Source organism: Streptomyces sp. NPDC001634, assembly GCF_040298185.1.
Classification (GTDB): domain Bacteria; phylum Actinomycetota; class Actinomycetes; order Streptomycetales; family Streptomycetaceae; genus Streptomyces.
Genome location: NZ_JBEOZU010000046.1, coordinates 1 through 19,249, shown reverse-complemented (window position 1 = coordinate 19,249; position 19,249 = coordinate 1). Strand labels below are relative to the sequence as shown.

Here is a 19,249-nt window from a genome sequence, read left to right as displayed (position 1 = left end):
ATGCTTGCAGCGGACGCAGCCCCCACCAGTCACCAAACGGGCGAAGCCCCCGGACGCCACGAAGGGACGCAGCCCGCGCAGGGGTGCAGGGGACGCAATCCCCGCCGGGGGCCAAGGGGCGGAGCCCCCTGGTGGGGTCGAAGGGGCGGAGCCCCTGGGATGGGACGGGCAGGGGCGGCGGGGGCGAGGGAAGCCCGGGTCAGACCAGGAAGTCCCGGGCGATCCGTTCCGCCACCCGCCCCAGGATCGGCCCCGCATCCGCGATGCACTTCGCGACGTCCGGCTCGACCTCCGTGAGCGGGTACGCCCGCCGGATGCCCGCCCTGCCCAGAGCCTCCGGCGGCAGCGCCAGGCGGCCGCAGACCGCCACGACCTCCTTGCCGGCCGCCCGCGCGGCCGCGGCGACCCCCGCCGGGGCCTTGCCGTGCAGCGTCTGCTCGTCCAGCGAGCCCTCGCCCGTGATCACCAGCGAGGCCCGCTCCAGCGCCGGCTGGAAGCCCAGGACGTCCAGCATGACCTCGATACCGGGCCGGAAGCGGGCGCCCAGCAGGAGCGCGCCATACCCGATGCCACCGGCCGCGCCCGCGCCCGGAGACGTGGCGTACTCCGCCGCCCTGGGCCCGATCGCCTCCTCCAGCACCTTCGCGTAGTGCGCGAGCGCCACATCCAGTGCCTCCACCTCGTCCGGCGACGCACCTTTCTGCGGCCCGTAGACCGCCGACGCGCCCTTCGGCCCGGTCAGCGGATTGTCGACGTCGCTCGCGAGCACCAGGTCCACCGAGGACAGCCGCGGGTCCAGGCCCGACAGGTCGGCGCGGGCGAGTTCCGCCAGTCCTCCGCCGCCCGGGGTCACCGGCTCGCCCTGCCTGTCCAGGAAGCGCGCGCCCAGCGCGGACAGCATGCCCGCGCCCCCGTCCGTCGTCGCACTCCCACCGACCCCGAACACGATCGTCCGCGCCCCGGCGTCCAGCGCGGCCCGCAGCAGTTCCCCGGAACCGTACGTGGAAGCCGTCAGCGGTGCGAAGACCCCGGCCGGCAGCCGCTGCAGCCCGCTCGCCTCCGCCATCTCCACGACCGCGGTGTCGCCGCGCAGCGCGAACGCCGCCGTCACCTCCTGGCCGAGCGGACCCGCGACCAGTGCCTCACGTCGTTCGAATCCGGCCGCGACCGCCGCGGCCACCGTTCCGTCGCCGCCGTCGGCCACGGGCAGCGCCTCGATCTCCAGGCCCGGCACGACTCTGCGCAGCCCCGTCGTCACCCGCTCCGCGACCTGTACGGCCGTCAGCGACCCCTTGAACTTGTCCGCGGCGATGAGCACCCGCTGTGCCGTTCGGGTGTCGTTCACTGCAGCGTCCGCCACGTGCACTCCCCTTGCTCTCCAAGCCTTGCGCATGTCAAGGCAGTCGCGCCGCTGCGACCTTAACCGGAGGACGCCTCCGCCGTCATGCCCCGTCCGGCCCACGGGACACCTCGCGGCCACCCGCGGAATTGGGTAAACCGGAGCCATGACCCCTGTGGGCACGGATCTCGCCGACCGCGTCCTCGGCGGCTGGCTGGGCCGGATCGCGGGCAACATGCTCGGCAAGCCGGTCGAGCAGGGCGACCTGTGGACGCGGGACCGCATCGACCGCTATCTGCGGCAGGCCTCGGCCCTGCCGCTCACCGACTATCTGCCCGAGCCCGCCACCGAGGCCGACGGCTTCGAGCTGCGCCCCGAGTGGCGCCAGTGCGTGCGCGGCCGCATCCACGGCAGCTGCCGCGACGACGACGTCGACTACTCGATCCTCGGACTCGACCTGCTGGAGACGCACGGCTTCGACTTCAGCACCGAGCAGGTCGGCGAACTGTGGCTGCTGCGGCTGCCGTATCTGCAGACGTTCACGGCCGAGCGCGCCGCATACCGCAATCTCGCCAACGGCCTCAAGCCACCGCTGACGGCCACGTACGACAACCCCTACCAGGAGTGGATCGGCGCCCTGATCCGCGCCGACATCTATGGCTGGACCTCCCCGGGCGCCCCGCGCCGCGCCGCCTCGCTGGCCCGCCGGGACGCGGTCCTGTCCCACACCGGGAACGGGGTGTACGGGGCGATGTGGGCGGCGGCACTGGTCTCGGCGGCGTTCACCGCTCCCACGGTCCGCCACACCCTGGACACGGCGCTGACGGTGATCCCTGCCAGCAGCCGCCTCGCCCGCACCGTACGCCGGGTGATCTCGCTCCACGAGACCCGGATGAGCTGGGAGGAGACGCTCGACACCCTGTCCGGGGAGACGGCCGGGCTCGGCTGGATCCACACCGTTCCGAACGCGGCGGTCCTCACCGCCGGGCTCCTGTACGGCGACGGAGACTTCACCCGGACGATCACCCTGACCGTCCGCGGCGGCCTGGACACCGACTCCAACGGCGCTACCGCGGGCTCGGTCGCGGGCGTCCTGGGCGGGGCGCAGGCCATCCCCGCCCAGTGGAAGGACCCCCTGGAGGACACGGTCCGCAGCGCCGTCTTCGGCTTCGACGGCGCCCGTATCAGCGAGCTGGCGGAACGGACGGTACGGCTGGCGGAGGCCGGAGCCGACTGAGTCGTAAGTGAGTCGTAGGTGAGCCGTGGCCGTACTCGGCTCTCCCCGGCCGTCCCGTGAGCTCAACGGTGCGTGGATGCTGTTCCGCGAGCCGGGTGTCTGTGCGCCGATGCCCGGCTGGGACGCGGAGACGCGTGGATGGCCGAAGTGCTGCGGCACCAGGCGGCGTACGAACCGGACAACCCGCGCTTGACCGAGCCGGTCGACGAACCCCTGAGCCTGGTCTGCCACTTCCCGGCAGCCGGGCTGCGTATCCGGGGAGCGACTGCGCCGACTGGTTACCCTTCCTCAATGACCACTCCGGACTTCGCCACCTACATCGCGTCCCTCCCCCGCATCCTGGCCGGTGCCGCGGCGCTCTTCCGCGACACCGAGGGCCGGGTGCTGCTCGTCGAGCCCAACTACCGCGACGGGTGGGCCCTCCCCGGCGGGACGATCGAGTCGGACACCGGCGAGACGCCACGGCAGGGCGCCCGGCGCGAGACCGCGGAGGAGATCGGCCTCGACGTCGAGCTCGGCCGTCTCCTCGCGGTGGACTGGGTGCACGGAACGGCCCGGCCGCCGCTGGTGGCGTATCTGTACGACGGAGGGGTCCTCCGCGAGGAGGACCTCAAGGCGATCCGACTGCAGGAGGAGGAACTGCTGTCCTGGCGGCTCGTGCCGCGCGAGGAGCTCTCCGAGTATCTGCCGGGCACGCTGGGCCTGCGTGTCCTGGCCGCGCTCGATGTCCTGGCGGAGGGCACAGGGACGGTGGAGCTGGAGAACGGCCACCGGGCCGGCTGACTGGCGGGGATCCCCGCCTGTACACGCCCGCACTCTTGCGTCGCACGCTGCCGCGCGCAAGGCTGAACAGCAAAGAACTCTATTTCTCGAAACCGAGTGCTTTATTACTGGTTCAACCGGGCAGCTGGTGAGATTGAGCAGCGGCTCGGCGGTGCGTGAGGTGTTGCGGGTTCTCCATAGGTGCCGCACTTGATTCACTCCACAGGCCGCAAAGAAACCACCCCGCGACACAGCAATTTGAGCTTGGCTCGACGCGCCGCCTTCGAAGGACGCTCCAGTGAAAGGAGAGCGTCGTGCGTGCCAAGCAATTGTTCCTTCTGCTCGGCCCGGGACTCGTGGTGTCCCTGGTGGTTTCGCCGAGCCTTGCCTCACATGCCTCGGCCGCACCGGCCCCGGCGCTGACAGCGGCCCCGAGCAGCCACTATGTCGAGCCAACACCCCCCAGCCCCTATCAGGCCGGTTACTCCGCGGGAGAAGCGGCAGAGGCGGCCGGCAAGCCGATCAGTGCCGCTCCGATCCCCTCTGCCCAAGGCCACACTGTGGATGAGTTCAAGTACTACGCCGGATGGCGATCCGGATGGCAGAACGCCGCGCTATATGGGGGGCCTGGGTCCTCCGCACTGCAGGCGATAATGAAGCCAGGGATCGAGGAAATACAAAAGATTCGGCAAGCGCAGGGAATGCGGATCCAGCAGCTGCTCAAGGAGCAGCCCCAGTTGCCGGCTGTGACTGCTCAGGGTCAGCAGACCGGCGAGCAGCAGGTTCCCACGGAGCCGACGACACCCACCCACCAGACTGGGCAGGAAGCAACTCCTCAAGGCCAGGAGACCAGCTCGCCGCAAGGCCCCACAGAGTCGACGACACCCACTTACCAGGCCGGGCAGGAAGCAACTCCTCAAGGCCAGGAGACCAGCTCGCCGCAAGGCCCCACAGAGTCGACGACACCCACCCACGAGACCGGACAGGGAGAGACACCCCAGGGCCAGGACCAGAGCCAAGATGCCGGCTCGCCGCAAGGTGGGGCGGAGCAGTAGCCGGCCACCGCCCCTGCGGTTATGCAGTGGCAACCCCAGGCCGTTTCCGAGGGTGGTGATCACTGACCCCGCACGACCGAGTCCGTTTATCCGTTCGCCGCAACGGAATCACCCGTCCTACCCTCGGTGGCATGACCAAGCCCCTCGTCGCCATCCTGAGCGGCGCCGGTATCTCCACCGACTCCGGAATCCCTGATTATCGCGGGCCCAACGGGCTGTGGCGGCGCGATCCGGAGGCCGAGAAGCTCGTGACGTACGAGTACTACATGGGCGATCCGGAGGTCCGGCGGCGCTCATGGCAGATGCGGCGCAAGAACCGGACGCTGAAGGCCGAGCCCAACGCCGCGCACCGGGCCGTGGCCGAGCTGGAGCGGTCCGGGGTGCCGGTGCGGGTGATCACGCAGAACGTGGACGGGCTGCACCAGCTCGCCGGGATGCCCGTCCGCAAGGTGCTGGAGCTGCATGGCAGCGCCCGCAGCGTGGTGTGCACGAAGTGTCATGCGCGCGGGCCCATGGAGGACGCGCTCGCCCGGGTCGAGGCCGGGGAGGACGATCCGCCGTGCCTGGAGTGCGGCGGGATCCTCAAGTCGGCCACGGTGATGTTCGGCGAACGGCTCGACCCGGTGGTGTTGGGCCAGGCCGTCGCGATCACCAAGGCATGCCAGGTGTTCATCGCGGTCGGCAGCAGCCTCCAGGTGCAGCCCGCCGCCGGGCTCGCGGGAGTGGCCACCGACCACGGGGCACGGCTGATCATCGTCAACGCCGAACCGACACCGTACGACGACCGCGCCGACGAGGTGATCCGGGAACCCATCGGCACCGCGCTGCCCGCCCTGCTGCGCGCGCTCGGCGAGCAGAGCGACTAGGACCCGTATTGCTGCGGCAGCAACGGCTCAATCACCGCCCACTCGTCGTCCGTGAGATCACCCCGAGCCATCCCGCCTCTCTACCGCCCCGGATCCAGCCAGGGCAGCAGAACGTCCAGACTCGTGATCCGAACTCGGTAAACGCCTAACTGATCGTTTCAGAAACTGATCGTTCCAGAATGGGAAACGCCGTCGTCTGGCCTCCATGCTCAATGGTCCCGGCCGTAGCCACACCCTGGGGGCCTCGGGGGCTGACGTTGGCTCAAGCCCACTCCGTCTGCAGCCCGAACCGCTGCACGTGCTCCGCGCCCAGGAACGAGGTGAGGCCTTCGACGAGCTCGCCGCGCAGGGTCAGCACCGTGATCGACCACGCGAGGTGCGGGGCCGACCGGCTCGCGCCCACGTAGAAGGCCACTGCCGGTTGGCCGTTCGCCGAAGTGAGGTGGTAGCGCCAGCTCGGGCAGCGGGTGAGCGGGACCTCAACGGCGAAGTCCATGACGGCGGCCCGGCCCCGGTACCACTGGGCCAGCGGCGGCATCGACCAGGCGACGTCCTCGGTGAGCAGGGCGACCAGGGCGTCGGCGTCGCCGCTTTCCAGGGCGGTGGCGAAGGCGGTGACGGTCTCGCGGACCCGGGCGTCGCCGAGCTTGCGCAGGGTCTGCTGCTGCGAGCGCGCCGGGACCCGCTCGGCGAGCAGTCGACGGGCGCGGGCGAGGGCGGAGTTCACCGAGGTGGTGGAGGTGTCCATCATGGTGGCGATCTCGGCGGCGGAGAAGCCGAGCACGTCGAACAGGAGCAGCGCGGCCCGCTGGTTGCCTGACAGGTGCTGCATGGCCGCGACGAAGGCGAGTTCGACGGCCTCGCGCTGCTCGTACCGCGCGGCCGGTCCGGCCGGGCCGGCGGGCAGGCCCGCGTCGGGGTAGGGGCCCAGCCAGGCGACCTCGGTCAGCGGGGTGGCGTCGACCACCGCGTGGTCGCTGGCCGGGCCGAGGTCGATGGGCATCGCCCGCCTGCCGCGCCGGTCGACGGCGTCCAGGCAGGTGCGGGTGGCCACGGTGTACAGCCAGGCGCGCAGTGAACTACGCCCCTCGAAGCGGTCCAGGCCCCGCCAGGCCCGCAGCAGCGCCTCCTGCAGTGCATCGTCCGCGTCGTGGGTCGACCCGAGCATCCGGTAGCAGTGCGCGTGCAGCTCCCGGCGCAGCGGCGCCACCAGGCGGGTGAACGCGGCGTCGTCCCCCTCGCGCGCCCTGGCCAGGTCTCCCGTCGCGGATCCCGCCGAAATTTCCTCGCCCACGAGGGACGATTCTGCCCCACTCCGGGAGTCACCTCTTCGACCGATCGTTTCCGACACCCCGAGGAGACCCCGATGAGCAGTGCCGCCTGGTTCGACATCTCCACTCCCGACGCGCTGCGCGCCCGCCGCTTCTACCAGGAGCTGTTCGGCTGGCCGGTCCACGTGCTGGACGACACCTACGCCCTGGTCGGCGACGAGGACGGCCGACCGACCGGCGGGGTCGGGCAGGCGGGCCCGGACAGCCCGTACACCGGGCTCGTCGCTTACTTCCCGGTCGACGACGTCGATGCCGCGCTCGCCCTCGCCGAGCGGCTCGGCGCCACCCGAATCCTCTCCCCGACCGACACGCCCGCCAGCCGCGTCGCCGTCTTCACCGATCTCGACGGCAACCACGTCGGCCTAATCAGCCGCTGACCGGTCCCCTGCCCGCCCGACCACCGCACAGGAGCATCACCCCCATGACGACACCCGCCACCGGAACCTGGCCACTGATCCACACCGAGCGGACCGCCCTGGCCGCCGACCTCGCGCAGCTGACCGACCATCAGTGGGCCACCCCGTCGCTGTGCGAGGGGCTCACCGTTCGTGAGGTGCTCGCGCACCTGACCTCGGCGGCCGGCCTCAACCCGGTGCGGTGGATGGCGGGCGTGATCCGCTGCCGCTTCGACTTCGACAAGCAGGTCGCCATGCGGCTGGCCGAACAGCTGGGCGCTACCCCGGCCGAGACGCTCGACCGGTTCCGCCGAGTGGCCACCCGCACGACGAAGCCGATCCCCTCGACCGTGGCCATGCTCGGCGAGACCATCGTGCACGGCGAGGACATCCGCCGGCCGCTCGGCATCGAACGCGACTACCCCGTCCGCACGTTGACCACCCTGGCCGACTACTACCAGCGCACCGATCTGCCCGTCTTCACCAAGACCCGCATCCGCGAACTGCGCCTGACCGCCACCGACAGCCCCTTCACCACCGGCGAGGGGCCACGCGTGTCCGGCACGACCCTGGCCCTGATCATGGCGATGGCCGGTCGCGCGTCCTACCTCGATGCGCTCGATGGAGACGGCGTTGCCATCCTTCGCGAGCGCCAGGCACAACCACGGGCATGACGCCCTGTATCAAGGTGTGAAGCTCAATGCCGCCGCCCCGTCCGGGGCGGCGGCATCCTGATCCGACGGTTCGTCAGCCTAGGGTGAAGCGGTCGGCCAGCAGGTACGTGCCGCCCGTCTTCGCTACCTGACCTGCGGAATTAGGGGCGAAACGCCCAGTCTGATCGGTTCAGAATGAGTCGAACTGCGCTCTTGAGCCCGACGATCTTGGTGGGCAGGCTGTCCGGGTGTGTGCTGATCTTGTTCCGGATGACCTGTGGGAGCGGGTGGCTCCAGGGTTCGGTGTGTGCACGGAGGAACTGGGCGAGAGTTCAGCCGGCTGGCACCCGCACGCCGCAACTTCGTCCTGGAGTCTTGACGTCGCAGTCCACATTCTGTTCCCTAATGAGAGGTTCGTTTTTTATTGCGCAACCAACCGCCCACTTAAGGTGACTCACGACCACGTTGCTGAACAACGTCGTCGATGCCGAAGAGTGCGGCTGACGTCGCCGTACGCATGCTGATGGGGAAGGGACAGACGATGGCACCGCAGAAGTACCCCTCCAGCCCCCTCGTTCGCCGGGGGGAATGGCCCAAAGGGCACGCCTTCGTGCCGCCGGGCGAGGGCCGTCGACCGGGAGTTGCCCTCATGGAGTGGGAACTGCGGGGCGAGTCATGGACGGACGAGCATCCGCACGACGAGTTCAACTACGTCCTGGAAGGCCATCTGTTCATCGCATGCGACAGGGAGACCGTCGAGGCGGTCACAGGCGACGTCGTCCGGGTCCCGGCCGGGAGCGTCGGTCGCTACTGGGCGCCTGAGTACGCCCGCATGCTCGCCGTCTACGCTCCTAACCCGCAGGGGCTGGAAAGCCGCACGCACGCCTACACGCGACTTGAGTAGTGGGTGTACGCACGCCCATCAACGATCCGAACAGCAGGCAGTCACTTGATCGCCCGGACAAGTCCTAGCCGAATCGCCGCTTGCCCAGGTCAACGTGGTGCCACGGCTGATGGTCAACGGTACGGGGAGTAAGCGAAGTTGGTGATGGTCACGTTTATGTCCCCCTTGCGAATTGCGCATTGTGACAGACAAGGCCGAACAACAACCGAAGTCTCGATCAAGCTCGACACGCTCAGCCCTGAGAGCTCCGGAGCGCTACCGTGTGATGGCACGGACGACAGAGTCACCGATCGGCCCCAACTAGGCGGCAAACGAGGACAGTACCCCTGCGAGTGATCCGCCCGCGGTGACCACAGCACCTGCAGTGGTCACCAGCCTGATGATCTGAAGCAAGCGTTGGGCAACGGTGGGGCGATCTGGAGACGGAGAGCCGAGTTCGGTACCGAGGGAAGCAACCTCACCGTTCACCTGGCTGGCGACTTGGGGTGGGAGGCCGAGGCGGTCGAGTTCCGCGCGCAATTGACCGAGCAGGGCCTGAGGATCCGTCACCGCGGTGAAGTCGCCGTGCTGGCCCCCGTGGATGGTCTGGTTACCGGCGACATTGTTGATGTTGCCTTGCTGACTGCCGATGTTAAAAGTCACTGGAGGTCCTCTCGCGTGAGTCAGTAGCGCCGAGAAGCCGCATCGAACGAACGCTGACGGGAAGCGGCGATAATGTGCATCACCAGCCCAATGGCCATAAGGAAGGCACCCAGGAGAGCACCTGCCCAACCAAGAAGAAACACTGGTATGCCGTTGATCTCTCTGCCGAACATGTCCTGCAGCCCCGGCCACTGATTGGGGTCGTTGGGTATGGGCTCACCGATGCGCCCCATGAGGCGCAAGACGCCCCACGCGAAGACGGCAAAGCCGCCCAGGAAGAGCATGAAGCCGAGCAGAATGAGCCTTCGGGCTCTGGTGCGAGCTGCGGCGATCTGCCGGAGGAAGCTCTCCTGTCGTTGATCGATATATTGGTGCCCACCGACGTTGTTGATGTTCGCGCCATGCTGCTGACTCACGTCGAATCGAGGAGCGCGGTTCACCGCCGGCATCAGAAGGGTGCTCTGCACGGCCTCGCGCCTCTGCGGGGCCGTGCCGTACCCGTCGTATCGGATACTCACATTCCCCAAGGTGAGTACGTCACCGTCGCGCAGCGTCCATGGAGCATGTAAAGGGCGGTCGTTCACCAAGGTGCCGTTGGCGGACCCGAGATCCTCCAACACCACGTTCAGCCCCGAACGACTCAGCACGGCGTGCCTGGCGCTCACGTATGGATCATCGATCCGGATGTCGCAGCCCGGATCCCGGCCCAGAACCGACCGGACGCCAGTGAGGCGGAGGGGGGAACCATACAGGTGTGCCGGATGGATGAACGTGAGCCGGGGATCGGGGCCACCCGAATAACTCGCCATGATCCCTCCCCCGTTGGGACTAGACGGACAAACAGTCTAGCTCCGGCGGGTGTAGCGCGACCCGCACAGAAACCAGCATTCCCCACCACAATGCACCGCGAGTACGAGAGTTGAGCAATCGCCTTCTCAGCCAGCTGACGCTGGGGTGAGGCGGCCGCATCGCCAGAGTTATCTGGCTCCAGAGGCGTTACATCTACCAATGCCTTGTGACTCCGGAATCCCTGATTATCGCGGGCCCAACGGGCTGTGGCGGCGCGATCCGGAGGCCGAGAAGCTCGTGACGTACGAGTACTACATGGGCGATCCGGAGGTCCGGCGGCGCTCATGGCAGATGCGGCGCAAGAACCGGACGCTGAAGGCCGAGCCCAACGCCGCGCACCGGGCCGTGGCCGAGCTGGAGCGGTCCGGGGTGCCGGTGCGGGTGATCACGCAGAACGTGGACGGGCTGCACCAGCTCGCCGGGATGCCCGTCCGCAAGGTGCTGGAGCTGCATGGCACCGCCCGCAGCGTGGTGTGCACGAAGTGTCATGCGCGCGGGCCCATGGAGGACGCGCTCGCCCGGGTCGAGGCCGGGGAGGACGATCCGCCGTGCCTGGAGTGCGGCGGGATCCTCAAGTCGGCCACGGTGATGTTCGGCGAACGGCTCGACCCGGTGGTGTTGGGCCAGGCCGTCGCGATCACCAAGGCATGCCAGGTGTTCATCGCGGTCAGCAGCAGCCTCCAGGTGCAGCCCGCCGCCGGGCTCGCGGGAGTGGCCACCGACCACGGGGCACGGCTGATCATCGTCAACGCCGAACCGACACCGTACGACGACCGCGCCGACGAGGTCGTACGAGAGCCCATCGGCACCGCCCTGCCCAAGCTGCTGCGCCGGCTCGGGGAAGCCGCCGCCTAGACCCGGGTGACACGGATCTTGGACTGGCCGTGCGGCAGCTTCTCCCAGTCCTCCATGAAGTGGGCCTTCAGGCCGTGGTTCGCCGCAAGGGCGACGAGTGTCTCGGTGCGGTAGTAGAAGTCCTCCCGCAGCACGTGGTGCTCGGTGTTCTCCGTGCGGCCGAAGGTGAAGTCGAACCAGCCGCCCGGCGCGAGCACCCGGCCGACGTTGGCCAGGCACTCGTCGATGACCGGCAGCGGCGAGTGCGAGAAGACGCTGTGGGCGTGCACCACGTCGAAGTGGGCATCGGGCAGGAACCGCAGCGTCAGATCGCGTACCGGGGTCAGCGTGGGGAGCCGTGTCTGCAGGCCCATCTCCACAATCGTGTCGTGCGCGGCGAAGAGGATGTCCGGTGAGATGTCGATGCCGTAGTAGTGCCCGGGCTCCAGGTGACGGATGAACCGCCAGCCTGCGCGCAGATTGCCGCACCCGATCTCCAGCATGCGGTGCTGCGGACGCAGGCCGTGGCCGAGCAGGTAATCGAACTGCATCGCTCCCAGCACCAGCCACCGCTCACGGCTGCGGCTGCCGACCGCCGCGTCCGGTCCGGCGCGGGTGTCGGACCGCATCACCTCGCGGTAGTAGGAGATGTGGTCCGGCTCGCGATGGCTCAGCCACAGGTCCCGGGCGGCGCGGGCCAGGTGGCTCGGGACCCGCCCCGGGTGACGCAGGGCGTAGGTGACGTGGTGCTTGAGAGCGGCGCGGTTGACGATGACGTTCCTGGCCGGCACGGTTCTTCCTTCCGAGGTGGTGCGGAGGTGGCGCGCATGCCTTCGCGTCCCACGTGATCTTGATACCAGCCTCACGCACAAGCGGCATGTCGAACTCGGCCGACCGGCTGCGGCCCCGGCGGTTCCGGCAATCCCCCTGCTGGGTCGTGCGCGGGCTCAGAAGAGCGCCGCGCCGCTCTCGAAGTCCAGCAGACGCTTCTTGCGGTCCAGGCCGCCGCCGTAACCCGTCAGGCTGCCATTCGCGCCGACGACGCGATGGCAGGGCACGATGATGCCGATGGGGTTCTTGCCGTTGGCCAGTCCGACCGCGCGCGAGGCGCCCGGACTGCCCAGGGCATCGGCGAGTTCGCCGTACGAGCGGGTCTCGCCGTAGGGGATCAGCCGCAGCTGTTCCCAGACGCTGCGCTGGAACGGTGTGCCCTCCAGGCGTAGTTCGAGGGTGAACTCCTTCAACTCGCCGGAGAAGTACGCCTGCAGCTGGTCGGCCGCCACGCGGAAGGGCGTGTCGTCGCGGTCGCCGAAGGTCTCCTCGGGCGGGCGGTGACGCTGGCCGGCCATGTAGAGGCCGGACAGGACGCCCTCCGTGGCGACGAGGGTGAGCGGGCCGTACGGGCTGTCGATGACTGTGTGCTGCTTCATGAGTGTCCTTGGATTTCCTCAGACCGGGAGGAAGTTGATCGGGTGACTGTCCGTCGCCCACAGGTACTGGACCGCATACGCCCGCCACGGCCGCCAGGCCGCCGCGCGTGCCGTGAGGGCGGCCGGGGTGGACGGCAGGCCCAGCTCCTGTGCGGCGCGTCGGATGCCGAGGTCGGTCGGCAGGAAGGCGTCGGGGTCACCGAGGGCGCGCATCGCGATCACGTCGACCGTCCAGGGGCCGAAGCCGGGCAGGGACAGGAGCCGGGCGCGGCTCTCCTCCCAGTCGCTCTCCACGCCCAAGCTGAGTGTTCCGTCGGCGAGTTGGCCGACCAGCGTGGTGAAGGTCGTACGGCGGGTGCGCGGCATCGCCAGCGACTCGGGGTCGAGCGCGGCCAGCGCCTCGGGGGCCGGGAAGAGATGGGTCAGGCCGCCCTCGGGGTCCTCGACGGGTTCGCCGTGCGCGGTGACCAGTCGGGCCGCATGGGTGCGGGCGGCGGCAGTGGAGACCTGCTGGCCCAGGACGGCCCGTACGGCGAACTCGGCCTCGTCGACGGTACGCGGCACCCGGCGGCCGGGGGCCTTGTCGATCAGGGGTGCCAGCACCGGATCCGTGCGCAACTGGTCATCGACCGCGACGGGGTCGGCGTCCAGGTCGAGCATGCGGCGGCAGCGGCTGATGGCGACCGGCAGGTCACGCATGTCACTGAGGGTGAGGCGGCACGCGACATGGTCGGTCTGCGGGGTCAGCGCCACGATCCCATGGCCGTACGGCAGCCGGAGCGTGCGCCGGTACGCGCCGTCGCGCCACTCCTCCACGCCGGGTACGGCGGTGGCGGCGAGGTGGCCGAAGAGGTTGTCGGGGTTGAGCGGGGCCCGGAAGGGGAGTCGCAGGCTCAGCGTGCCGGGGGCGATCACCGTCTTCTTCGGGAGACGGTTGCGCAGCTCGCTCGGGGAGAGCGCGAACACTTCACGGACGGTGTCGTTGAAGGTGCGGATCGAGGAGAAGCCGGCCGCGAACGCGATCTCCGCCATCGGCAGCGCGGTCGTCTCGATGAGCAGCCGGGCGGTCTGGGCGCGCTGGGCCCGGGCCAGTGCCAGGGGTCCGGCGCCGAGTTCGGCGAGGAGCTGGCGCTCGATCTGGCGGGTGCTGTAACCGAGGCGGGCCGCGAGTCCGGGCACGCCCTCGCGGTCGACGACGCCGTCGGCGATCAGCCGCATGGCGCGGGCCACGAGGTCGGCGCGCTGATTCCACGCGGGCGAGCCGGGGCTGGTGTCCGGGCGGCACCGCTTGCAGGCCCGGAATCCGGCCTGCTGGCAGGCGGCCGCGCTCGGGTAGAACGTCATGTTCTCCGGCTTGGGCGGCACCACCGGACAGCTCGGACGGCAGTAGATCCGCGTGGTCAGGACCGCCGTGAAGAACCAGCCGTCGAAGCGCGCGTCCTTGGACTGGACGGCGCGCACGCAACGCTCCCTGTCGGTGTGCATCCCGTTCCGCATGCCTCCAGCATCGGCCACCGGAGGGGGCCGGGCTGGCGGGAATCCGACATGTACGTGGACCGACCTGCTGTTACCCCGATCGCCGGTCGGCGTGCCGGTGTCCGGACCGGGGGCGCTGCGGGCTGTGTCCTTCAGGCATCAGGGGCAGGAGTATCTGAAGGTGCCCTCCGCTTCGACCGGGGCGCCTCCTTGGGCTGTGCCCCGGCCGTTGAGGACCTGGAGGCGGGCGGTGCCCTGGAAGCGGCCGGGGCCGCGGACCGTCCAGCGGAGGTGAACGGTGACCTCAGGGTCGCCACGGCGGGCCGTGTCGATCAGTTCACCGGAGTCGTGTCCGTCGCTGCGCAGCCAGCGGTAGGTCACCGGGCCGCCGCGGCCGTCGGTGGTCATGACACCGATGACATCGGCGGTCTGGCCGCAGTGCAACTGCTGCGTGGGCGCCTGCACTTCGGCGGCCGTGACAGTCGGTGAGGGGGTCGGGCGCAGCAGCAACAGCCAGAGCACGACGGCGACGGCTGTCAGCGCCACGGTCGCCCAGAGCCAGGCGCGTTGGCGGCGACCGCGCGCCGGCGCCGGAGCGGTGGCCCGCCACAGGGCGCGGAGGTTCTCCTGCTCGTCGAGCGGGACGCCGGGGCCGAAGCGCAGCAGGATGTCACCGTCCCCATCCCCTTCCGAGGCCGGAGCACGAAACGTGTCCGGGGTGCGGTGTCGCTTGCCCAGCACGGTGGCCTGCTCGTCCGAGGCGGCGGTACGCGGGGCTCGGTCACCCCGTCCGGGGACCGTGACCTGCTCGTCCGACACCGCAGGGCGCCCGACTCCGCCGCCCGACGCCGGGATCGTGACCTCCGGGACCGCGGCCGCGGCAGGGATCGTGACCTCCGGGTCCGGGGCCGGGGCGCCGGTCGTGTCCCCCGCGGCGGGCGGTGCGTCCTCCGTCGTCGGCGGAGTGATGTCCGGGCGTCCCTCGGCTGCCGCCGCGCGCAGCGCGGTTCGCTGCAGGAAGCCCGCGGGGAGCACCGCACGCCCTTCGATGAGCGCGGCGCGGGCGGCGGCGAGGCCGTCGGACTCGGCGGTGCCGGAGCAGCGGGCGAAGAGGTCCGCCGCCGGTGTGCCCGCCGTCGCCCAGGCGTTGCCGAGTGTCAGGGCGAGGGCGGCCCACGCGGCGATGTCCTCGCGCCGGGCGGAGTCCATGGGCACGTCGTCGCCCAGCGCGGCGCCCAGCGCCGACTCGGCGAGCAGGGCGGTGCCGTCCGGTGCGAGTACGACACTTTCCGGAGTGAGCGATCCATGGGTCAGTCCGGCCGCGTGCAGCGCGAGCAGTGTCTGCGCGGTCTCGTTGAGGACGCTTGCCACGCTCCCCGCGTCCGGTCGGGGTCCGTCGGCGGCCAGGACGTCCGCGAGGGTGGGAGCCGGCGGGCGGGCGGTGATCAGCCACACCTCCCCGGCCTCCGCCACGAGGTCGATCGTGCCCAGCACACCGGGCAGCCGGAGCTTGACCACGGCGAGCACCTCGGCCGCGAGCCGCTCGCGTGCTCCTTCCGGCGCGAGCAGGGCACGGTCGATCCGCAGCGCGCCCAGCGGCGATCTGTCGGCAGACCCCGGGCCGGACCCCAGGCCCAGGGCGTACCAGGTGCCCCAGCGGGTGTCACGTGACCAACCCGAAAGGGGACGCCCGGCGACCTCGGCGGCTGTCGTCATGTCGATCTGCTCTCCTCGATGCACGCCACCGGCGTCTCGACCTCGTCGTTGCTCAGCACGGTGGCGCGTCCACTGAGGCCGTCTGCGGTCCGTTCGCGGCCTGCGGACTGCTCGTGAGTGAGACGTCCCAGGTTCCCCGGCACGGGTGGTTCGAGAAGTCGGCCTCGAACGTCACGGTGTACTGCGTGCTGCCCGACAGCGATCGCGTCCGGGAACCGTAGGGCTCGGCGGGCGTGTCGACGTAGAAGTCCGCCGTCAGCGTCAGGGGCCCGGTGCCGGTGGTGCGGACGGTGACGTCGGCGATCAGCGTGCTGGGGTTCTGCCCGCGGCGCCAGGAGTCGATGGCGATCGTGACCGTGCCCGGCGTCGGCTTCGGCGGGACGGACGTTCCTGTCGTCGGGGACGACGATGTCGTGGGCGGTGTGCTGCTCGTGCCAGGGGTGGCCGACGGGTCGCTCGGCGACGGGTCCACCGAGGTGCTGCCGGACGGTGAGGGGTCCGACGTCGGCGTGGTCGGGTCCGGCGAGGCGGACGGCGAAGGGGAAGAAGCAGGGGAAGAAGAGGGCGGGAGCGTGCCGGAGGATCCCGACGGTGTGGAACTGGCCGCCGTCGTCGTCGCGCGGGGCGTACCGGCTGTCGCGGCGGTCACCGCGCCGGCGACCACTGCCAGTGCGGCCGCCCCGGCAGCCGCCTTCCAGCCGGTGCGCTTGAGCCGTTCCAGTACGGTCACAGCGCGCGCTGCCTCGTAGACGGCCGGTGCCATGGCGAAGGGGAACAACAGGGCGGCCAGGGCGGCGAGTTCGGCGAGCCGTCGGCGTCCGCGCTCCTCCCAGCCGGGGCCGTACCCATCGGTGGCTGCCTGTTCGAGATCGGCGAGGAACTCCTCGATCCCGGGCCGGTCCTCCGGGTTCTTGGCCATGCCCTTGCGCAGCAGGCCGCGTACCGGGGCGGGTACGTCGTCCAGCGCGACGGGGGCCCGCAGATGCTGCAGGCGCAGCGCGGTCATGTCGTCACCGTCGAAGGGCCGACGGCCGGTGAGGCACTCGAAGAACACCGCCGCAGCGGCGTACACGTCGCCCGCCGGTCCCGCGGGCTCACCGCGCCACTGTTCGGGGGCCATGTACGCGGGCGTGCCCGCGGCCTCCGTCTCGCGGCCGGCGCGTACGGCGATGCCGAAGTCGGCGAGCGTGCTCGAACCGTCGGCGCGGACCAGCACGTTCTCCGGCTTGTAGTCGCGGTGGACCACCCCGGCCGTATGGGCCGCGCCCAGCCCGAGCAGTGAGCCCTTGAGCAGCACCAGGGCGGCCTCCGGGCCGGTCGCCCCCTGCGTGCGCAGCAGCACGCGGAGGCTGACTCCGTCCACCGCCTCCATGACGATCGCGGCGCCCCGGCGCGCCTCGACGTACTCGTACAGCCGCACCACACACGGGTGTCGCAGATCGCCCAGCAGCCGTGCCTCGGCCCGGAAGCGGGCCAGGAACTCCTGGTCGCCACGGAGCCGGTCACTCAGGTACTTGATCGCGACAGGTACGCCCGTCGCCTCGTGCCGGGCCAGTACGACGCGGCCGCCGGCGCCCTCGCCGAGCGTACGCACCGCAACATGGCCGGGCACGGCCCACTCGCCGTCGGCTCTGGCGCTGTCCTGGGCGCCACCGCCGTCCGCAACCCCCGTCATACCGTCCCCTCCACGGCCGTTCCGACCGCCGACGGCGGCAGGCCGCCACCGAGCTCACGACGGCGCTTGACCCGGCGTATCAGCCACCGGACCGGTGCGGCCCAGACGGGAAACGCCACCAGGGCGACCACGACCGCCTCGATCACCGCATCCCACGGCGGGGACACCCACCCATGGAGCAGGTCCCCGATCCGCGAACGCCAGGCCAGCAGAGCGAGGACCAGGAAGCCGTACGTCCCGACGACGACCGCGAGGCCGTAGGCTGCCATGCCCGCCTGGCGCGGTCCGGGCCTGTGGCCGGCCCGCAGGTCCTGCCAGAGCCCCTTGCGGAAGTAGGCGCTCGCCTCCTCGCGCAACCGTGGCACGCGCAGCGCGTCGGTCAGCGCCTGGTAACCGTCCAGGGGCATCAGGGGGTTGAAGTTGTACAGGGTGTTCAGGTACAGCCCGAAGGCCAGGTGGAAGAGTACGGCCGAGGCCGGGCCGGCCGGGAGGTACGCCGCGCCGACCGAGCACCAGCCGGCCAGCGCCGCCGTCGAGACGGGCCCCGACAACGCCACCACGACCCGTGACCAGCGGGTGCCGAACCACATGTCACTCGTGTCCACGAAGGCGAACGGCATCCCCATCATGAGCATGAACCCGCCGCGCCGGACCTTGCGGCCGTACGACTTCACGGCCAGAGCGTGCGTCAACTCGTGCACCACCAGGGCCGATACATACCCCGCGGCCAGCGCCACCGGGCCCCGGACGCCGGCTCCGCCGAAGTCCAGCAGGTGCTGCCTTCGCTGCGCCATGAAAAACGCGACGAGTCCGCCGACGACCGACAGCCAGACGAGCGTCACCCCGGTCCTGGTGAACAACCGCCAGCCGAATGCGCGGTACAGGCGGGTCACCGCGCCGTCGATCCCCGGTACGGAGACCTCCAGCTTCAGCAGAGCCCGGTACAGCGCCCGCCAGACCCGTCGCGGGCCCTTGGCCTGCTCCTCCTCCGGACGGCCTGGCAGGCCGCGCAGCAGGCCGGCGTCCGCGAACGCCGCCAGCGCGGCCTCGATCCGCGGCAGCGCGAGTTCACCGAAGCGGTCGGCGTAGGCGAACAGCAGGTCCCGTACGGTGTTCTCACCGTCGACGGCGTTCCAGAGGAACACCTCGCGCTCGTCGAGCCGCAGATACACGCCGGTGCGCGTGTTGTTCAGCACCCAGCCCGGTTCCCCACGGTCCGTGGGCACTTGCTTCAGCGCCCACCCGGAGCGGCGGCGGGGTCGCACGGTGAGGGGGCCGGTCGCCTCCGGCGCCTCCTCCTGGACGGCGGTGGGCAGTTGGGTCAGCTGAGTGCCGACGACCATGGTGCGTGAGCCGACCCGGGCATCGCGGGGCTGCTCGAACACCATGCGGACGTCACCGACGGACAGTTCGGTGCCGTCGGCGAGGTGCGCCGAGCCGCCGTGCAGGTCCACACCGCCGACTGCCGTGCCGTTGAACGAGTCCAGGTCCTCGATCCGGAAGCCCGCGTCGTTGCGGACGATCCGGGCATGCCGACGCGACACGCTGCCGTCGGACAGGACGACGTCGTTGTCCGCCCCCCGGCCCAGCGTCGTCACCTGACCGGTCAGCGGTACGAGCAGCGTGGGATCGTCGACGCCGCGCAGCTGGGGCGCGGCGAACGACGTCGGTGCCGCTCCGCGCCGGAGCGTGCCGCAGTGCAGGCAGTACGGGAAGTCGCGCCGTATGTGAACGCGACAGACATGGCACAGCATCCAGGTCAGCCCGCTCCGGAACCGCTCGTGAACGTACCGCCGGAGAAGCCGCCGCCGGGCGCGGTGGTGCCGGGGCCGAAGGGCGACAGGCGCGTGCCGATGCCGTCGGCACCGGGGGCCGTCACACCACCGCGCGTGCTCTCGGAACCGCCGAGGACGCCACCGCGACCGCCCTCTTCACCGCCGCCGGGCTCACCACCGCCGCCGGGACGCCGACCGGTGTTCTCCTGACTGCCTCCGCCATCACCGCCACTGCCGTCGCCACCGCCGCCGGGCTCACCACCGCCGCCGGGACGCCGACCGGTGTTCTCCTGACTGCCGCCGCCAACAC

Annotated in this window: 18 protein-coding genes and 1 pseudogene; 8 read left to right on the top strand and 11 right to left on the bottom strand. The window is 70.5% G+C overall.

Annotation, left to right across the window (positions count from 1 at the left end; genetic code table 11):
- Positions 1 to 199: 199 nt before the first annotated feature.
- Positions 200 to 1,318, bottom strand: a complete 1,119-nt coding sequence (locus ABT186_RS27815; protein WP_351927394.1) for a glycerate kinase — start codon at positions 1,316 to 1,318, stop codon at positions 200 to 202.
- Between the two features lie 187 nt (positions 1,319 to 1,505).
- Between ABT186_RS27815 and ABT186_RS27810 the strand changes: the two genes are divergently transcribed.
- From ABT186_RS27810 to ABT186_RS27795, 4 genes are all read left to right on the top strand, one after another.
- Positions 1,506 to 2,576, top strand: coding sequence for an ADP-ribosylglycohydrolase family protein (locus ABT186_RS27810; RefSeq protein ID WP_351237739.1), 1,071 nt, complete (start codon positions 1,506 to 1,508; stop codon positions 2,574 to 2,576).
- Positions 2,577 to 2,867: 291 nt separating this feature from the next.
- On the top strand, positions 2,868 to 3,359 hold the full coding sequence (locus tag ABT186_RS27805) for an NUDIX domain-containing protein (RefSeq protein WP_351237741.1): 492 nt from the start codon (positions 2,868 to 2,870) through the stop codon (positions 3,357 to 3,359).
- A 293-nt stretch (positions 3,360 to 3,652) separates the two neighbouring features.
- Entirely contained in the window at positions 3,653 to 4,393 is a 741-nt protein-coding gene (locus tag ABT186_RS27800) for a hypothetical protein (RefSeq protein WP_351237743.1), read from the top strand.
- 131 nt (positions 4,394 to 4,524) lie between these two features.
- Positions 4,525 to 5,259: an SIR2 family NAD-dependent protein deacylase gene (locus ABT186_RS27795; RefSeq protein WP_351927365.1), complete on the top strand. Its 735-nt coding sequence runs from the start codon at positions 4,525 to 4,527 to the stop codon at positions 5,257 to 5,259.
- 262 nt (positions 5,260 to 5,521) lie between these two features.
- On the opposite strand, the gene ABT186_RS27790 is transcribed toward ABT186_RS27795, so the two are convergent.
- Complete coding sequence (locus ABT186_RS27790) at positions 5,522 to 6,553, bottom strand: sigma-70 family RNA polymerase sigma factor (protein ID WP_351237561.1); 1,032 nt, start codon at positions 6,551 to 6,553, stop codon at positions 5,522 to 5,524.
- Between the two features lie 72 nt (positions 6,554 to 6,625).
- Between ABT186_RS27790 and ABT186_RS27785 the strand changes: the two genes are divergently transcribed.
- From ABT186_RS27785 to ABT186_RS27775, 3 genes are all read left to right on the top strand, one after another.
- The gene (locus ABT186_RS27785; protein ID WP_351237563.1) at positions 6,626 to 6,967 is read left to right on the top strand and encodes a VOC family protein; all 342 of its coding nucleotides are present in this window, start codon (positions 6,626 to 6,628) and stop codon (positions 6,965 to 6,967) included.
- A gap of 44 nt (positions 6,968 to 7,011) precedes the next feature.
- Positions 7,012 to 7,659: a maleylpyruvate isomerase family mycothiol-dependent enzyme gene (locus tag ABT186_RS27780; protein ID WP_097281921.1), complete on the top strand. Its 648-nt coding sequence runs from the start codon at positions 7,012 to 7,014 to the stop codon at positions 7,657 to 7,659.
- 463 nt (positions 7,660 to 8,122) lie between these two features.
- Positions 8,123 to 8,542, top strand: a complete 420-nt coding sequence (locus tag ABT186_RS27775; protein ID WP_351927363.1) for a EutQ-related cupin domain-containing protein — start codon at positions 8,123 to 8,125, stop codon at positions 8,540 to 8,542.
- Between the two features lie 300 nt (positions 8,543 to 8,842).
- On the opposite strand, the gene ABT186_RS27770 is transcribed toward ABT186_RS27775, so the two are convergent.
- Both ABT186_RS27770 and ABT186_RS27765 read right to left on the bottom strand, forming a co-directional pair.
- On the bottom strand, positions 8,843 to 9,184 hold the full coding sequence (locus ABT186_RS27770) for a hypothetical protein (RefSeq protein WP_351927361.1): 342 nt from the start codon (positions 9,182 to 9,184) through the stop codon (positions 8,843 to 8,845).
- A 20-nt stretch (positions 9,185 to 9,204) separates the two neighbouring features.
- Entirely contained in the window at positions 9,205 to 9,993 is a 789-nt protein-coding gene (locus ABT186_RS27765) for an FHA domain-containing protein (protein WP_351927359.1), read from the bottom strand.
- A gap of 199 nt (positions 9,994 to 10,192) precedes the next feature.
- On the opposite strand from ABT186_RS27765, the gene ABT186_RS27760 reads away from it, so the two are divergent.
- The gene (locus tag ABT186_RS27760) at positions 10,193 to 10,888 is read left to right on the top strand and encodes an SIR2 family NAD-dependent protein deacylase (protein WP_351927357.1); all 696 of its coding nucleotides are present in this window, start codon (positions 10,193 to 10,195) and stop codon (positions 10,886 to 10,888) included.
- On the opposite strand, the gene ABT186_RS27755 is transcribed toward ABT186_RS27760, so the two are convergent.
- The 7 genes and pseudogenes from ABT186_RS27755 to ABT186_RS27725 all read right to left on the bottom strand — a co-directional run.
- Positions 10,885 to 11,658 carry a class I SAM-dependent methyltransferase gene (locus ABT186_RS27755; RefSeq protein WP_351237032.1) on the bottom strand — a complete coding sequence of 258 codons (774 nt, stop codon included), beginning with the start codon at positions 11,656 to 11,658 and terminating at the stop codon, positions 10,885 to 10,887. The two genes, ABT186_RS27760 and ABT186_RS27755, sit on opposite strands and share 4 nt — an antisense overlap.
- A gap of 156 nt (positions 11,659 to 11,814) precedes the next feature.
- A complete protein-coding gene (locus tag ABT186_RS27750) occupies positions 11,815 to 12,297 on the bottom strand; it encodes a methylated-DNA--[protein]-cysteine S-methyltransferase (RefSeq protein ID WP_351927355.1) in 483 nt (160 codons plus the stop codon).
- Between the two features lie 18 nt (positions 12,298 to 12,315).
- Positions 12,316 to 13,782 (bottom strand): AlkA N-terminal domain-containing protein, encoded by a 1,467-nt coding sequence (locus tag ABT186_RS27745; RefSeq protein ID WP_351927392.1) that lies wholly within the window; start codon positions 13,780 to 13,782, stop codon positions 12,316 to 12,318.
- Positions 13,783 to 13,932: 150 nt separating this feature from the next.
- The gene (locus ABT186_RS27740; protein WP_351927353.1) at positions 13,933 to 15,489 is read right to left on the bottom strand and encodes a serine/threonine-protein kinase; all 1,557 of its coding nucleotides are present in this window, start codon (positions 15,487 to 15,489) and stop codon (positions 13,933 to 13,935) included.
- Between the two features lie 52 nt (positions 15,490 to 15,541).
- On the bottom strand, positions 15,542 to 17,164 hold the full coding sequence (locus ABT186_RS27735) for a serine/threonine-protein kinase (protein ID WP_351927352.1): 1,623 nt from the start codon (positions 17,162 to 17,164) through the stop codon (positions 15,542 to 15,544).
- Positions 17,161 to 18,918: an FHA domain-containing protein gene (locus ABT186_RS27730; protein ID WP_351237025.1), complete on the bottom strand. Its 1,758-nt coding sequence runs from the start codon at positions 18,916 to 18,918 to the stop codon at positions 17,161 to 17,163. Before ABT186_RS27730 ends, ABT186_RS27735 begins: the two co-directional genes overlap by 4 nt.
- Positions 18,919 to 18,923: 5 nt before the next feature.
- Positions 18,924 to 19,249: pseudogene (locus ABT186_RS27725) on the bottom strand (FHA domain-containing protein); the annotation flags it as partial.

Coding starts and splice junctions, on each gene's coding strand:
- ABT186_RS27730 (WP_351237025.1), bottom strand. CDS start 18,918: ATGCTGTGCCATGTCTGTCGCGTTCACATACGGCGCGACTTCCCGTAC.
- ABT186_RS27795 (WP_351927365.1), top strand. CDS start 4,525: ATGACCAAGCCCCTCGTCGCCATCCTGAGCGGCGCCGGTATCTCCACC.
- ABT186_RS27765 (WP_351927359.1), bottom strand. CDS start 9,993: ATGGCGAGTTATTCGGGTGGCCCCGATCCCCGGCTCACGTTCATCCAT.
- ABT186_RS27785 (WP_351237563.1), top strand. CDS start 6,626: ATGAGCAGTGCCGCCTGGTTCGACATCTCCACTCCCGACGCGCTGCGC.
- ABT186_RS27780 (WP_097281921.1), top strand. CDS start 7,012: ATGACGACACCCGCCACCGGAACCTGGCCACTGATCCACACCGAGCGG.
- ABT186_RS27740 (WP_351927353.1), bottom strand. CDS start 15,489: ATGACGACAGCCGCCGAGGTCGCCGGGCGTCCCCTTTCGGGTTGGTCA.
- ABT186_RS27805 (WP_351237741.1), top strand. CDS start 2,868: ATGACCACTCCGGACTTCGCCACCTACATCGCGTCCCTCCCCCGCATC.
- ABT186_RS27775 (WP_351927363.1), top strand. CDS start 8,123: ATGCCGAAGAGTGCGGCTGACGTCGCCGTACGCATGCTGATGGGGAAG.
- ABT186_RS27760 (WP_351927357.1), top strand. CDS start 10,193: ATGCCTTGTGACTCCGGAATCCCTGATTATCGCGGGCCCAACGGGCTG.
- ABT186_RS27745 (WP_351927392.1), bottom strand. CDS start 13,782: ATGCACACCGACAGGGAGCGTTGCGTGCGCGCCGTCCAGTCCAAGGAC.
- ABT186_RS27750 (WP_351927355.1), bottom strand. CDS start 12,297: ATGAAGCAGCACACAGTCATCGACAGCCCGTACGGCCCGCTCACCCTC.
- ABT186_RS27810 (WP_351237739.1), top strand. CDS start 1,506: ATGACCCCTGTGGGCACGGATCTCGCCGACCGCGTCCTCGGCGGCTGG.
- ABT186_RS27735 (WP_351927352.1), bottom strand. CDS start 17,164: ATGACGGGGGTTGCGGACGGCGGTGGCGCCCAGGACAGCGCCAGAGCC.